A 15,570-nucleotide genomic window follows, 5' to 3' on the forward strand; every position below is an offset into this window, starting at 1 on the left:
CATTATCAATGTTTGTAATGTAGTTAGCCTTGTGGATCAGCCATAAAATCAGATATTATTTTTTCGATATCGAAAGGAGTAATCCCTTTATCCAAAGAAAAAATGCTTTCTGCTTCTTCGATGTCTTGAACGAGTTCACCTCTAGCTTCAATATGTAATCGGAACAAGTCATATAAATTCGGTTTAACTAAATTAGTTAAAGCCTTTCCAATAAGTATCATACCTTTTTGATTAGCCTCGATGGTATTATCATAAGTTAGATCTCTTATAAGAGACAAATCTGTCCAAATCAATTTTCGTTCCTTTAAGTCTAAAATAACTGGAATAGAGATTTGGGTGTCGGCAGTAATATCCACTTTATCTTGAACAGTAGAAGGTTCAAATATTTCACCTGAACCAGGATATTGACGAACCATCCAACCAGTAAAGCATTCTGGTAAATCTTTATATGGTTGGTCTGTGTAAGAAAGCAAAGTCATGACTACATAGCGTCCACCATATTTCAGCACAGACGGAATATCGAAATCAATGAATTCAGATGCTCCCTTTGGTGCAGAAGTAATATCTCCGCTATGGTAAGCTTTGAAATTTTTTGAACGTAAGTTCGTGAAGGATACATGTTCTTTGTATTGCCAATCTTCGTCGTACATTGCAGCAGACAAATCAATGTCAACACGCCCTGTATGTCGTCCATTCACATAGCCTTCTTTCCACCATAGGAAAAAACGAATCGTATCTCCTTCGGGCAAATCTACTTTACTTCCTCGAGATAATGTGCGAAGCGCTTTGCTGGCTGAACGTTGAGAGAAGGGAACTAAGTGATTTTTTAACTGTTCATCCAAAAATACTTTTCCGAGACTTGGAAGTTCTGCGAAGCGATTTTTTAAAGTATCTTCACACATTTTTACAATCATTAAACAAATATCCTCTGAGATAAATGGAAGTGTATTTTCAATACCTATAGCTTTTGCTACATTTCCCTTTGGAAAAAAGGTACGAAATTCATTTTTATCATTTCGATGCTTAAAATGAGCCGTGAGTTGAAGTAATACAGGAGTAGAAACGTTTCCTATTATACTTAGAAAATCTTCGAGAATATTGAAAACATCTGTTGACTTATCACTACATAAACGGATTAAATGATCCAAGCGTCTGGCAAATTCCCCCGGGCGAGTTTTTAAAAGATTTTTCGCTGTCATGATATCACGATTCAACAAAGCTGCTTCTATTTTTCCATTAAATGTTTCAACTTTAATGTTGTTGCGAAGAATCTCAAATGCTCGGTGGGTTTTTGGGAAACGAGTATGATATTCTGCTGGATGAAGAATTTCACCTAAACGAATCCAACGTTTTTTGTATCGAAGCATATCTTCGGTAATGTTTCCGCATTGCTCTAACAATCCTAAAAGGAAGCGTCTTTCTGCTCGGTTAAACTTCTTGAATCGGACGGAGGATGCTAAACTCACATCGCCTTCAGATAAAGCAACTGCAAGGCGAAGAACATCAGTTGCTGTTTTAAAATACTTTGCAGCAGCATCGGCTGATATTTTTCTGTTTATTAATAAAACCCCAATTATAAAAGACATATTTTCCTTATGAGGAATTACATTAGGCAGAAAACAGGAAACATCTTCAGTGTGTGTAATAGCCCATTCTATATCTGTCTTATCAGTTGAGGAAATAGAGCTATTTGCACTAATCAATTGAGAAATCATTTTATTGAAATCTTCTTCACTTCCTAAGTCAATAACTTTCAAATCAACGCTATCTAAAAGAGGAAGTCGTTCTTCTATTTTTGATACAGGTAGGCGCAACGTCACATAATGAATAACGGCATTGATGTATAAATCAGCGTCACTTAAATCCATCATTTGTTGCGGAAAGTTTGGATACATAGGAGCAAACTGAATATGTGCACCAACCATTTCTTTTAAATGTTTTACCAACTCTTTGTAAAACGATGTGAATGCATCAATCGAAAGTGTTTGCAACTCTTCTATTAAAGCCTCGGAAAAAGTAAATCCTAAACTTTCCAAGTTTTTTAAAACAGTGGCTAAATAAATGTTTGGTAGTTTATTTTCTTCTCTTTTTATAATTACTTTCAAACTTCTTCTTATATAAATAGAATTTTTCATGAGAACGCCAGCTATTCACTCCTTATAAAAGAGGGGAATAGTCTGACTGTCCTCCTTTCAGTGGTAGATTTTTATTTTTACATGCATAAACACACTAATTGTAGAAAAATACACAGAGGTTACATAGCTATTTTTTAGTGAAAAATTAGGGGTATAACATTTAGTTGTTAAGTGGTAATTTGTTAATTAAGAAAAGAAAACCTCTACATCAATGGTTGATAAACTAAAGTTTATTCAATCCCAAAGAAGAAAGAGGTTTTATAGTCTAATTATTTTTCATAGGGAATTGACAACTCTAAAACAATTTAAAATTTCTGAAAAAGAAGGAAGAATTGTCATAGCCTATGTGTTTAGCAGGAAAGTAACATCCCTATTTGGCCAAAGAAGTTAGAAGGAAGGAACGTCATAGCCTGCTTTATTAGTATATTCTCTTGCGAAGAGCAATTCAAGTATACTGTCTGATTTTTTATATTTTTCTTAAAGGGGAATTTTCATGATTATCCCGCATTAACGGGTAGCCCGATTAGTGAGGGTGATTAAAGTTTCACTTTATAAATAGGGAGACCATCACATGCCTTTTTTATAATACTATTACGGGAGGATTTTTATTTTTGATATATTATACCATTTATTTAATGGTATAATATGGTGTTAGTTCTATGGAATGGAGTTGAATGAGTATTATAAATACAAAAGGTGAAATTAAAAAAACAAAAAGAAAAGTATTACTAACTATAATTACTATGTTAGTAATTATAATTGGGTTTGGATATTGGAAATTTTTTAGTTTGCAAGGTGTTCCAAAAGGGGAATTAATTCGAACAGTGAAATCTCCAGATGGAAAATATCTCATCAAGACTTATTTTCATAATGCAGGATCATTAAGTGCGGATGCTGTTAGGGGTGAATTAGTTAACCTTGATACAGATTCAGAGAAAAATATATATTGGAATTATCCAGATACCGATCCATATATTGAATGGGTAAATAAGAATATTGTTAGAATTGGAGATCAAACTTTAGATATTTCACAGAAAGAAACCTATGATTGGCGTGATGATGATAAGCACGTTAAAGAAATGCCTAAACAGTTTAGTAGATAAAACAAGAAAATTTAAATTTATTTAATCTTATTCGTTTAACTATAGATAGGATTATATGAGTGAAAAAGTCCATTTAGATCTTCTAAATGGACTTTTTTAGGTTTCTAGATACGACTACTGATAAAAATGGAACAAACTTGTTACTTAAGTTGTCTATTAAGTATACGTATAAAACAGGTGTTCATGATAATTCGCTCATTTTATCCCGCTATTTGCCAGGAAGTAAGATCCCCACCACAAAATTCAGTGAAAGTAAAGAAGTTAGGTGGGGGCCCTGCTGCCCGTAAAAGCCCGATTGGTGAGGGCTGATTAAAGTTTCACTTTATGGAAAGTGAGATGCAAGAAGAGTGATATCCGATAGACTTTTTCATTGTGTCGGTATGTATAACACCTAGAAAAACTATATATTCTTGAAAGAGGTTGAAAATGTATGATAGTCTTAAACAAGTTTTTTAACATTTTACATTACAAAAAGATGGTACCTGTAGTATTTCTTTCATGTGCAACGCTTATAGGCTGTTCCGATGGTAATACTCAATCTGAATCACTTAAACAAACGAAACAAACAAATCAAATCAAACAAGAAACTACTGGTAATGATTCTTTTGCTAAACTTGAAAAAGAATTTGATGCTAAACTTGGTATTTATGCATTGGACACTGATACGAATCAAACCGTTACGTATCAATCAGATAAACGGTTTGCATACGCATCTACCCACAAAGCTTTAGCTGTGGGAGTACTTTTACAAAAGAAATCAATAGAAGATCTAAATCAAAGAGTTTTGTATACTCGTGAAGATCTTGTTAATTACAATCCAATTACAGAAAAGTATGTTGATAGGGGCATGACTCTGAAAGAGCTTGCAGATGCTTCCCTTCGATATAGTGATAATACTGCACAAAATCTTATTCTTAAACAATTAGGTGGACCTAGTGAATTCAAAAAATCACTGAGAGAAATAGGAGATACCGTTACAAATCCTGAACGTTTTGAACCAGAGTTAAACGAAGTGCATCCAGGAGACGTACATGATACTAGTACCCCAAAGGCATTAGCTACTAGTCTTCAGGCTTTTGCGTTAGGAGATGTACTTTCAACTGAGAAACGGGATTTATTAATAGATTGGATGAAAAGGAATACTACCGGAGACAACTTAATTCGTGCTGGAGTTCCAGGAGGATGGGAAGTAGCTGATAAGACGGGCTCGGGATCTTATGGAACCAGAAATGATATCGCAATTATTTGGCCACCAAATAAAAAGCCAATTGTTCTTGCGATACTTTCTAATCATGATAAAGAGGATGCTAAATACGATGATAAGCTTATTGCAGAAGCAACCAAGATAGTGTTAGATGCTTTAAAAGTGACAAATAAATAATAATAGTAACTAGTTATTATTATTTTCCCGGTTTTTCGTCACAATATTGTGAGTCATGATTTTGCTAGCGGATTAATGTTTATGGTGTTCTTCGTTGGAATTGCATTTTTAGCAATAATGGCAAGTTGCTTAATGTTTAAAGTTCTGTCGGGAGCATCAAAAGATGTGGCTCGTTATCAAATGCTTCGTAAAATTGTTGTCCGCCGAGAATTATTAACAAAATCAATCTATAAAGAGTTATTCTTCATATTTTTATTCCCAGCAATTATAGGGATTACTCATATATCAGTTGGTATGAACATGTTTAGCCCTCTTTTAATCGATCCGTACTCTCGCATTTGGTTACCACTTGTTATTTTTGTAGTAATTTACTCGATTTAGTACTTAACTACAGTTCAATTATATAAAGGAATAGTACTCCCGAAAAAAGATTAATGTAATGATGCTATTTGCCGGACAGTAAGCCCCCCACCTCAAAATTCAGCGGAAGCAAAGAAGTTAGGTGGGGGGCGGGCTGCCCGTAAAAAACCGATTGGTGAGGGCTGATTAAAGTTTCACTTTATCCTTTACTGTATCTTGTAATTACATTTCACCTTGCTATAGAGAAACAAAAAACATTTTTCTTATTCAATAATTCCAATTTCTAGATCCTTTTGAACAGCTTCTTCTTTGTTACGGACTCCTAGCTTTGTATAAGCTGTAGAAGCATAATTTCTGACCGTACCATTTGACAAATATAACCTTGATGCTATGGTAGTGTATCGAAGTCCCTTTGCTACTAGCTGTAATATTTCTATCTCTCTAGCTGTTAGCTCATAAGCGGTTGCTTTTGATTGTGGTGTCTCTTTTTGCTTATCAAACTTCTCAAATATTTTTTGAGACATTCCCTGATCAATCAGTGTCCCACCTTTGTGAATAAGTCGGATCGTATTAGCTAGCTCCAACGTTTCAATAGATTTGAGTAAAAAACCATCCGCACCGTTGCGAAGCGATTCCAACGCCTGTTTGGTATCTTGAAACGTTGTAAAAATCAATATGCGGATATGTGGCCATTGTTGCTTAATCTTTTTGGTTGCTTCAACTCCATCCATTTGCTGCATATCTAAATCCATAAGGATAACATGGGGTTGAAGGCGCCCGCACAAATCTATGGCTTGATTGCCATCCTCGGCCAAACCCACTACATTTAAATCTTCATATCTATCGAGTAGTGTCCTCAAACTTTCTCGAACAAACGGCTGGTCGTCTACAATTAACAAACGAATAAGTCCATTTTTTATTTCAGTTTGTCGCGGTACGGTACATGTAACAAGCATTCCTTCATCCGGCTTTGTATATACAGACAATTGACCTTGCAAATTCATTGCTCGTTCTTTCATCGCATTCATACCGAAGCCTTCCTGCCATTCTACATTTCCTTTTCCATTATCTTGAACTTCTAATCTCGTATATTGTTGTTCAAACTGCAATGAAACTATAATTGCAGTTCCTTGACCATGACGTACTGCATTTGTAAGGGACTCTTGTAAGCAACGAATGAACGCTATCTTCGCTTGCCGAGACAATTCATATTCCTCTCCGTATGCTCGAAAACTTACATTAACTTGAGCGTGCTCCTGAAATTCGGCTCCAAGATTTTGGAGAGATTGAATTAAGGAAGGCGATTGACACGGAGACTCCATTTGATGTAGGTAACCTCTCACGTCCTCGATGCTTTTACGTCCCATTTCAAGCAGAGAATCTAGCCTCTGTATACCCATTTCAGTAGCAAGTTCGGTGCGCAACGTTTCCATTCCCATAATAATAGAAGTATAAGCGTGACCAACTGTATCATGAAGCTCACTCGACAGTCTGTTTCGTTCTTCCGCCAGTGTAATGCGTTCAATCTGAGACATATATTGCTCAAGTACCGCGTTTTGTTTACGAATTGATTCATTTTGCTTATGATTGACGATTAATAAATGAAAAGCGAAGCCCATTACATATGCGAATCCATAATAGGTGACCATAACCCAATAGCTATTACTTGGCGCAACCGCATAGAAAATTCCAGTCGTTATAAAAACTGTTATTGGAGCTGTCCAATAATAGGACAAATGCTTACTATTTGCAGCAATTAGAAACACCGATATAAGAAATGTGTTGTAAGCTTCCGGAAATAATGAGGTTAAATATATACATAGTCCACCATATAGCAGTATTTCTGTGAACAAATAATATTTATAATTGAATAGTAAGGCTACCCATGGAATTGAGAAGGCAATAATTTCCCAAAGAATAATAATCCAAAGTGGTAATGTTAAACCATTTTGAAAATTTAATGTAGCTAGGATGATAGATACACTAGTAAGTAGACGAATCCCTAACATAATCCAATCATACCAAAACCAATACTTAACCATATCTAACAAGTCATTTACCTCCTAAATAGCCTGCCTTTTTACTTCCTATATTATAATTTAATCTTTCATGTCTTATTATACTTTTTAATTTAAAACTGTGATACTACTCACAGACTGTAAACCTCTATTGATTTAGTTGCCGAATCATACTACGTGTATAGCCCCCGATTTTCTTTGTCAAACCATCTACTATTCTAATACTTATGGCGGTAAATACTATACCCATAAACATTACAAAGAGTGATTTGGCAAAAGTATCTATCTGTATGAATATAATATTCATATCGATGTATCGATACAGTAGTGGTGCCAACAGGAACATAAGTGGCATTACATAAAAAATGATTGCACTAATGAGACTGAAAATGCCAATCACAAATTTCTGCATTAACCAATAGACAGCACACCAAGTGCGACGATCTGCAAGCACTAATTTCACCTGAGCCCAGTTCGATGTATCCATTGCTATACTTCGATCGTAAGAGTCTGTTGAAACATCTGTATAAATTTTCGTCTGTATGCGTTCGAATTGGATAAAGGGTGTGGTAGTCTGTAGTACGCGCATAATTAATGGAATCCCAACAACAGTAAATGAAAGGGTTAAACTAAATAGCAGAGCTATTAGATAAAAACAAAAATAAAACAATCCTGTAATGAAAGTTAGCAATAAAAAATAACCATTCTGGATGAATTTTGATTTCATAAAGTTCATCGCTCCTATCTATGTAATAACCGAATCATACTGCTTTTTTTGTCATTCTCACTAGTGTAAAAGTGTCATATGACAGTTTTAAATGAGATTGAAAAGGGGGGAGAACAGCTTACTTCTAGTTAAAAAAGATCCTTTTATCCCGCTATTTGCCGGGCAGTAAGACCCCCACCTCAAAATTCAGTGGAAGCAAATAAGTTAGGTGGGGGATGAATAAAATCCCGACTGATTAAAGTTTCACTTTATTAATCCTCCACAAAAAAACCGTTTTTGCATCTGCAAGAACGGTTTTTTTGTACTTTTATTTAATATGAGATGGACTTGTTTTTCGAATATGAAAAATAATATCAAATTGCTCAAGCAATGAAGTATCAAAGTATACCGAACTGTTCGGGAGGATTTGTCCTCCTATACTTAGTAATGGTCTTTTTGCTTTAACCCATTTCTCTGCTTGTCCTTTAAGGTGACGGTTATCCAATAAAAACATTTTATAGGGCACTTTTCCGAGAGTATAATTGAAACTTTTTACATCTTGTGGAATAGCGTCTGTTGTAATCTTACCTCCGGTGGAAGGATTATATTCGCTATATAAGGTGAAATTCCCCTTCGTAGTTGTACTACCAATTGTGACATAATTATTGTCTAAACGTTCCTTCAAAAATTTCCCCGCAACATAAGGGTATAATTTCTCATCGATAATTCCTTTAGCAATATGAATATTGTGTCCCCATACCATCGTTTTACCACCAAATGTCTCTTGTGCCCACATTGCATGATCGGCCAAGTATTGCTCATGTAGCTTTATTATACTTGGATAGTCGTTAGGAAGTAGCATTGTGGTAAATTTCTCTATTGCACTTGCCGTTGCTTTTACCCACATGTACTCAGGTGAAACTATTTCTGTGTTGGCTTGCTCATTCTCATCATTTAGTAATCGGGCTACTCTCTCAGCGTTTGCTTTGAACTTCTCTTTCAATTCAGGAGTAAGTTTCATATATTCTTGTATACTTCCAGTAAAAGACGATAATTCTTTATAATTTTCTTCTACTTCTGCAAGCAAATTTGGTCGATGTACCCTTACATAATCAATTACTTTATTAAAGCTACCTTGGTCCAACGTTTTTAAGTCGATTCCAATAAATTGGATCTTCTTTTTATTGGATGGATCAGCATTATAATCTTTCATCCACTCAATCATGGCTATAATTTCATCAGTAGGATATAACAAATTTAAAAATTCCTTAGGGTTTCCTTTTCCTGTTTGGATATATTCATTTAGCTTTAAGCCGTTTCCCCAATCTTCTTCCATTGTGAAATTTGTAAAGCCCATCTCAGTAACCAAATATTTCACAAGGCGAAACTTCATAGTGAAAATTTCAGAGCTTCCATGAGTATTCTCTCCTAATCCTACATATTGTGCGCTCCCAATCATTTTCTTAAGTGGTTTTAAATCTTCAAATGGTTTTGACGGTTCTATCGTTTTTAATGGGTTAGCCTGTGATTGTATTGATTTAACTATATTTTTTTGGATTGATTGACCTGAGTTTTCGACTGCTACAGTTTGAGCGTTTCCTACTTCCCCACATCCTGTGACTAATAAAGCTGTACTAACCATTGCAATCATTTTTTTCTTATTCATTTTTGCTCACCTCAATTGAATTATTTGTAAAAGCAAGATTGATTCATGTACTTACACGAATTAATTGCCTTAATTCAATTCTTATTTATTCCATATCATATTTTCTAGTTACATATTGTCATAAGGTTAATTGACACAAGTCATAGGCTAATCATTACACTTTTGTACTATCGGCTATGACACCTTATAAATAATAATTACATTGTTGAGCCGCAAGTAAGATTAGATTATGAATTTGGGAGGAATTGTAAAGATGAATGAATCTGTATGCCAAAATATTTTTATTCTAAGTTGTAGCTGTTGAAATGACAGGAAGTAAATTTAATAAACAAATGAATAAAAGGGGAAGGGCGGATTACAATGTTGTTACACGGAGAAGCATTCCATAATAAAGATAAAATCCAACGTGCTAAAATAGGACTTCAACTCTTTCTAAGTATCTTAACCATTACTTCCATTATCCTAAATGTAGTAGTAATGGTTACTAACAGTATGCCGCTTATTGTGGTATATATGTTTACCCCAGCATTTTCTTCTATTTTGACTCGCATAATACTGAAAGAAGGGTTTAAAGATGTATCTTTTAGTCTCGGTAACTTAAAGGTATGGAAGGGGATTGGTTTTGCTCTGTTAATACCTATGATTATTTGTGGAATTACTTATTCTATAGCCTGGTTGAGCGGAATTGCGAGGTTTCGGCATCCCGAAGGTGGTATGTTAGAACCAATCTACAATATACTTGGACTTCAGTATGTAACGGCACCATTCAGTTTCATTTATCTAGTAGTATTGAGCGGCATTTTAGGAAGTTTGCTTAACTTAATCCCAGTTATTGGAGAAGAAATGGGGTGGCGAGGTTACATGCTTATAAGGCTAATCGATGCAGAGTTTTCACGCCCCATCCTTATTAGTGGATTGATTTGGGCAACGTGGCATGTTCCAATTGTTATCGCTGGTCTGTATGTAGAGGGATCATCTGTCTTTCTCTCAGTACTTGGCATCTATTTATGTATTGTGCCATTCAGTTATATTACAGCTTATTTACGACTTATCACAGGTAGCGTTTGGCCTTCGGTTATCATCCATACCACTTGGAATGCCATTATCCAAGGCAGGATATCAAACTGAGATTTGGATTGGAGAATCTGGCTTGATAACCGCTATTATTATCTTGATTACTGCAATAATTACGTCTCGAATCGTAAATTTTACTAAATAGCATATGGATGTGTTTTAAATTTAATTAGTGAAATATGACAAGGTGAAATAAGATGCTCCTAAAAATATTAGAAAAAATCTAGTTGAACAGACTCTTACTTAATCTTAGGCTGCTGGATATGTGGGGGACATCAAGCTAAGAAAATAAACTTGGTTGCCATAAAAAACATAATGTTTTCATTTAAAGGCTATGAGATGAAATTTCATCATCTTCATCAAGTTTGACCTTCAGGAAATAAAAAGTTAAACGATTATACAAATACTCTAACTGAAAAAACGATAGTCCTTCTACATTTTAGATAGAAGGACTATCGTTTTTTTTTTTTTTTTGACAAAATTAGGAGGTGATGTTCATAAAACGGATAATATAATTCGTATTTTACGTAAAGAGAAAAAGTTTTCCAAAGAAGATGTAGTTAATTCCCTTGGTATAACGGTTGATTGAAATTTCATTTTATAACTTGTAAAGGGCTGTGCAATGCATCGTACTATTAAAAAATCTAAATTTAATCATTAAATTGCGATAAAATGTGGTCGGAAATAATGAAATTTTAGGAAAAATAAGGTACACTAGTCTATGATTTTAGTTGAAAATCGTTTGACGTTAATGCATACGGGGGAAAGATTGATGAACAACAATACAACAAATGAATCAGTTGAAGAAATTGATCAAAAACGAGTAAGATCAAAAAAACGTTATACAAATTGGAAGTTTATCGCAGTGGGTATTGGTGTAATTGCACTTCTTATTGGGGGAATGAGTTATTATCAGGCAACTCACTTCAATTCGAATGTTACAATTAATGACACAAAAGTTGGTGGTCTGAGCGCTGATCAAGCAATACAAAAATTAAAGACATCTGGACTAGCAAACAAAGTCTATGTTGATCAACAACAAATTTTAGATGAAAAAGATACAAAAACGGAACTTACGGAAAAAGATTTGCCTCAAATTAAGAAACTATTAAAAAGCCAGTGGACATTTTTCCCTTCTTCAAAGGGGAAAAATTATTCATTGCTACCAGAGAAGGCAGATCAGTATCGTAGTGAAACGATGAAAAAACTTGTGGAAGAAAAGCTCATCTCTATGAATGAGAAATTAAAAGCGCCTCAAGATGCTATGGCGAAGCTAGAACAAGGGAAAATTGTTATTTCGAAAAGTGTGGAAGGAAAACAGTATGATGTTACTAGTCTACTGAAAGATTATGATAAGCAAAAATATAAAAGCGAAATTCATCTGAAGTCTGCATACATAAAACCTATTAAAGAAGACGATCCGATTGTCAAAAAAGAGGAGAAAGCACTACAGAATCTTCTTGGGCAGTCTGTTGAGTATAAAGTGCAGGATGAAGTTTATCCTTTAAAAGCAAAAGATTTAATTCAAAATGCCTCTATGTCAAAGGATATGAAAGTTACAATTGATGCGAGTGACATTAAGAAGAAAATTACTGAAATTAATAATGCCAAATCAACATTAAATAAAGATTTCTCATTTAAAGCTCATTCCGGTTCAGTCATATCAGTAAAAGGACAAGGATACGGCTGGGCACTAGATGTTGAAAAAGAAACTAAACAAGTTCAACAAGCCTTTGAGAAAGGCGAAAAATCGCTTTCTGCTTCTAATATTCACGGAAATGGTTGGGAGAAGGAAGGTATCGGTTATAAAACAACATCGAATAATGGCATCGGAGACACGTATGCAGAAGTTTCAATTGCAGAGCAACAAATTTGGATTTACAAAGATGGAAAATTAGTTGTTACAACAAATGTAGTAACTGGTAAACATAGTACTGGTGAAGATACATCACCAGGTGTGTGGTACGTTCTATATAAACGAACACCATACACGCTAAGAGGTAGCGCAGTAGGAAAAGCTGATTATGCGGTTAAAGTAGATTACTGGGTTCCATTCACAAATAGTGGTCAAGGATTCCACGATGCTGGCTGGCGAAAAGACTGGGGAAATAACGCTTATTTAACAGGAGGATCAGGTGGATGTGTGAACCTTCTTCCTAATGTTGCAAAAACTGTATATGATAGTTTGAACACTTATGATCCAGTTATCGTGTACTAAAAAATAGCTACGTATCAAGAAATAAACAAAGCAGGAAATCTTACCTGATGGTATATGAAAAAACACCTCTTGCATTCGCATACTAAGTGTGCAAATGCAATGGAGGTGTTTTTGTTTGAATACAAGAGTGTATTGCTTATAAGAAACAAAGTAGGAAGAGGTTAAGAATAAGTATTCAAATAGTCAATAAAATTGACAATGAATATCATTTTCACTTAATATAGAATCGTCGCATTTAATTAGACATGAATTTTTTGTTAATATAATAGATTTCTATTAAGTTGTCACATTTAAGAACTATCATTAAATCTTTTAAGAATTTAAATGTAGGAAAGGGTAATATAAAATGAACTGGAAAAAAGGCGGATTATGGGTTATTATTTTTTTCGTTGTAAAAGGCACAATTTCTACACTTTTAATCGTTACAGGTGCTAAATATTTTGATCTATCATTTATGCAACTTATCTTATTAATTCTGACCTTATTAGTGATTTCTCTAATAAGCCGAAAATTGCTGTATAGACATAAACAAAACAAAAAGCAAAAAGAGCTAAATATATAATGGAGCCCCAGAGACCGTTGGATTTCTGGGGTTTTATTTCGATAGTTTTTTCGCATGTATATCAATTTAACAGAATAGGTTGTCCAAAATGATAAAATCGATGATGTTTAAAATGCGTCAGTTATTTTTACATAAGGATTGTAGAGAGCCTTTAAATATCAATCTTTATTTTGAAGCGACAGACGCGCATGAATTATGCTCTTTTTTCAATTGGTAGTTTAAATGTAAAAGTACTGCCTTCTCCTAATTCACTTTCAACTGTAATTTCTCCTCCATGTAGTTCGACAATCCATTTTACCATAGACAATCCTAAACCTGTGTTTCCGATGTTTGAAGATGTTCGTGCTGCGTCAACTCGATAGAAGCGGTCCCATATTTTAGTAATATGTTGCTCGCTGATGCCTATACCATTATCAGAGACTTTACCTATTATGTTGGTTTCATCACGGAATAGTTGCATATTCACAGTTCCACTCGCTTTGCTATATGCAATTGCATTCGTTAGTAAATTCATTAATAAACGCATCATCAATGTTTGATCTGCTTTTATAAACAGGTTTTCCTCTATATGAGTTGTTATATCAATCGAAGCCTCTTGCACCATTAATGAGAGCTCTTCTACGACGATTTCCGTTAATTCACTCATATTGATACATTCAAATTGGAAAGTATTATGTTTTCCTTGGTCAGCTCTTGCTAATAATAAGAGTTGGGAGAGTAGAGCGGACATTTTACGTGATTGCTTCAAAATGACTTCTAACGATTCTTCCATTTCTTTCGGATTATTCCTCTGTGATAAAGCGTATTCGCATTGCGAAATAATAACAGATGTTGGTGTTCTTAATTCATGAGATGCGTCAGATGTAAATTGTTTTTCACTTTCAAATGATGTCTCCAATCGCTCGAACATTTTGTCAAAGGTTTGGGCTAAATGATACATTTCATCTTTTGGTGAACCTTGTAAATGAATTCTTTTCGAAAGGTCTTTACCATCACCAATTTTACTAGCTGAATCACTCATTTGTTGCACAGGTCGAAACGCTCTTTGCGTAATAAAATATCCTCCCGCTGCCGCAATGAGAATAAGTAATGGGAATGAGATGAGTGTTATGACAATAAGTGTATTCATCGTTGAAGATAATTGGCTCATGGTCATTATTCCACGAATCCAGACTTGCTCATCGTCGCCTCCATTATGGAGAAAATCATATACAATCCATTCTTTATTACCGTCTTTAATGGTTTGTATTTCATCGGATTTAAGCGATACCTTTTTATTAAAGTTTGTAGGACTATTTCCTGCTAGCAGCTCACCTTGTTTATTATAAATACTTATATTTACGCCATCTTCTAAGGCTTCAAAATCATCGTCCATCTTTAAGTGTCCATGCTTATATTCGATATCTTCCATGCTTTCTTTTACTGTGCTCTTCAATTTATCTTTCATATTAAAAAGCAAAACTTTATCTGAAGAAGTTAAAATAAAAGCTAACACGAGTGCCATAATAATTACAATTAGCCCCGTATACCACAGGGTTACTCTCATTTTTATTGATAGTCTTTTCATGATTCTACTCGCAATACGTAACCAGTTCCTCGCACTGTATGAATTAACTTCGTTTCAAACTGGCTATCAATTTTTTTACGAAGATAGCGGACGTAAACATCAATAATATTCGAGCCACCTTCATAATCGTAATTCCACACATGTTGCTCAATTTTATCTCGTGTCAGCACAACTTCTTTATTACGAATCATATATTCTAAAATAGCAAATTCTTTACTGGAAAGAGTGATAACTTGGTCTCCTCTTGTTACTTTATGCATATTGCAATCTACCACTAGGTCAGCGATTTCAAACACATTAGATGTATTTCCTGTTTTTCTTCGCATTAACACTCGAATTCTTGCTAACAGTTCATCAAAAGCAAACGGCTTTACTAAATAATCATCCGCACCTAAGTCGAGTCCTGTTACGCGATCATCAATTGTATCTTTAGCTGTAAGAAGCAAGACAGGAGTTGCATTATTGTCCGCGCGTAATCTTTGTAATACGCGTAAACCATCTATTCCGGGAATCATAATGTCAAGGACAATCAAATCGTAGGTAGCCATGTTTATATAATCCAAGGCATCTTCTCCATTCCCACATGCATCGACACTATAATGTTCTGCATTTAATCGTTTCACCAATATATTTTGTAAGTCTTGTTCATCTTCGACAATAAGAACTCGCATTAACATTCTCCTTTTCTTCTTATTAATATGTATCACTATAATTCAAAAACATTAAAGAAAGATTAGAAACGATTTAATTATATCATTTTATCCAGCATTAACGGACAGT

10 protein-coding genes and 2 pseudogenes are annotated in these 15,570 nt (G+C 34.5%); 6 read left to right on the forward strand and 6 right to left on the reverse strand.

Features of this window, described 5'->3' with window-relative positions; translation table 11 throughout:
• Nucleotides 1-23 precede the first annotated feature (23 nt).
• Nucleotides 24-2,135 carry a TerD family protein gene (locus CGQ22_RS31565; protein WP_000798024.1) on the reverse strand — a complete coding sequence of 704 codons (2,112 nt, stop codon included), beginning with the start codon at nt 2,133-2,135 and terminating at the stop codon, nt 24-26.
• A gap of 674 nt (nt 2,136-2,809) precedes the next feature.
• Here CGQ22_RS31565 and CGQ22_RS21220 point away from each other — a divergent pair.
• The 3 genes and pseudogenes from CGQ22_RS21220 to CGQ22_RS21235 all read left to right on the forward strand — a co-directional run.
• Nucleotides 2,810-3,238 (forward strand): DUF5412 domain-containing protein, encoded by a 429-nt coding sequence (locus CGQ22_RS21220; protein WP_000022536.1) that lies wholly within the window; start codon nt 2,810-2,812, stop codon nt 3,236-3,238.
• 430 nt (nt 3,239-3,668) lie between these two features.
• On the forward strand, nt 3,669-4,619 hold the full coding sequence (gene bla, locus CGQ22_RS21230) for a class A beta-lactamase (RefSeq protein ID WP_061884372.1): 951 nt from the start codon (nt 3,669-3,671) through the stop codon (nt 4,617-4,619).
• A gap of 45 nt (nt 4,620-4,664) precedes the next feature.
• Nucleotides 4,665-5,000: pseudogene (locus CGQ22_RS21235) on the forward strand (ABC transporter permease); the annotation flags it as partial.
• A gap of 242 nt (nt 5,001-5,242) precedes the next feature.
• Here the strand turns inward: CGQ22_RS21235 and CGQ22_RS21240 are convergent.
• The 3 genes from CGQ22_RS21240 to CGQ22_RS21250 all read right to left on the reverse strand — a co-directional run bounded on the left by CGQ22_RS21240 (nt 5,243) and on the right by CGQ22_RS21250 (nt 9,369).
• Nucleotides 5,243-7,030, reverse strand: coding sequence for a helix-turn-helix transcriptional regulator (locus CGQ22_RS21240; RefSeq protein ID WP_089149268.1), 1,788 nt, complete (start codon nt 7,028-7,030; stop codon nt 5,243-5,245).
• Between the two features lie 115 nt (nt 7,031-7,145).
• Complete coding sequence (locus CGQ22_RS21245; RefSeq protein WP_000836847.1) at nt 7,146-7,724, reverse strand: sensor domain-containing protein; 579 nt, start codon at nt 7,722-7,724, stop codon at nt 7,146-7,148.
• Between the two features lie 307 nt (nt 7,725-8,031).
• The gene (locus CGQ22_RS21250; protein ID WP_089149269.1) at nt 8,032-9,369 is read right to left on the reverse strand and encodes an erythromycin esterase family protein; all 1,338 of its coding nucleotides are present in this window, start codon (nt 9,367-9,369) and stop codon (nt 8,032-8,034) included.
• A 360-nt stretch (nt 9,370-9,729) separates the two neighbouring features.
• Here CGQ22_RS21250 and CGQ22_RS21255 point away from each other — a divergent pair.
• The 3 genes and pseudogenes from CGQ22_RS21255 to CGQ22_RS21265 all read left to right on the forward strand — a co-directional run bounded on the left by CGQ22_RS21255 (nt 9,730) and on the right by CGQ22_RS21265 (nt 13,223).
• Nucleotides 9,730-10,588: pseudogene (locus CGQ22_RS21255) on the forward strand (CPBP family glutamic-type intramembrane protease).
• 627 nt (nt 10,589-11,215) lie between these two features.
• Entirely contained in the window at nt 11,216-12,661 is a 1,446-nt protein-coding gene (locus tag CGQ22_RS21260) for a L,D-transpeptidase family protein (RefSeq protein ID WP_139032775.1), read from the forward strand.
• Nucleotides 12,662-13,007: 346 nt separating this feature from the next.
• On the forward strand, nt 13,008-13,223 hold the full coding sequence (locus tag CGQ22_RS21265; protein WP_001104104.1) for a hypothetical protein: 216 nt from the start codon (nt 13,008-13,010) through the stop codon (nt 13,221-13,223).
• A gap of 193 nt (nt 13,224-13,416) precedes the next feature.
• On the opposite strand, the gene CGQ22_RS21270 is transcribed toward CGQ22_RS21265, so the two are convergent.
• Together CGQ22_RS21270 and CGQ22_RS21275 are read right to left on the reverse strand one after the other, a co-directional pair.
• Nucleotides 13,417-14,790 carry a sensor histidine kinase gene (locus tag CGQ22_RS21270; protein ID WP_089149271.1) on the reverse strand — a complete coding sequence of 458 codons (1,374 nt, stop codon included), beginning with the start codon at nt 14,788-14,790 and terminating at the stop codon, nt 13,417-13,419.
• Entirely contained in the window at nt 14,787-15,461 is a 675-nt protein-coding gene (locus CGQ22_RS21275; protein ID WP_001264528.1) for a response regulator transcription factor, read from the reverse strand. Before CGQ22_RS21275 ends, CGQ22_RS21270 begins: the two co-directional genes overlap by 4 nt.
• Between the last annotated feature and the right edge of the window lie 109 nt (nt 15,462-15,570).

The organism is Bacillus sp. M13(2017) (assembly GCF_002218325.1).
Lineage (GTDB): Bacteria > Bacillota > Bacilli > Bacillales > Bacillaceae_G > Bacillus_A > Bacillus_A thuringiensis_K.

What these genes read in the sequence shown, in the direction of transcription:
- CGQ22_RS21250 (WP_089149269.1), bottom strand. Translation starts at nt 9,369, where the DNA reads ATGAATAAGAAAAAAATGATTGCAATGGTTAGTACAGCTTTATTAGTC.
- CGQ22_RS21275 (WP_001264528.1), bottom strand. Translation starts at nt 15,461, where the DNA reads ATGCGAGTTCTTATTGTCGAAGATGAACAAGACTTACAAAATATATTG.
- CGQ22_RS21265 (WP_001104104.1), top strand. Translation starts at nt 13,008, where the DNA reads ATGAACTGGAAAAAAGGCGGATTATGGGTTATTATTTTTTTCGTTGTA.
- bla (WP_061884372.1), top strand. Translation starts at nt 3,669, where the DNA reads ATGATAGTCTTAAACAAGTTTTTTAACATTTTACATTACAAAAAGATG.
- CGQ22_RS21220 (WP_000022536.1), top strand. Translation starts at nt 2,810, where the DNA reads ATGAGTATTATAAATACAAAAGGTGAAATTAAAAAAACAAAAAGAAAA.
- CGQ22_RS21245 (WP_000836847.1), bottom strand. Translation starts at nt 7,724, where the DNA reads ATGAAATCAAAATTCATCCAGAATGGTTATTTTTTATTGCTAACTTTC.
- CGQ22_RS21260 (WP_139032775.1), top strand. Translation starts at nt 11,216, where the DNA reads ATGAACAACAATACAACAAATGAATCAGTTGAAGAAATTGATCAAAAA.
- CGQ22_RS31565 (WP_000798024.1), bottom strand. Translation starts at nt 2,135, where the DNA reads ATGAAAAATTCTATTTATATAAGAAGAAGTTTGAAAGTAATTATAAAA.
- CGQ22_RS21270 (WP_089149271.1), bottom strand. Translation starts at nt 14,790, where the DNA reads ATGAAAAGACTATCAATAAAAATGAGAGTAACCCTGTGGTATACGGGG.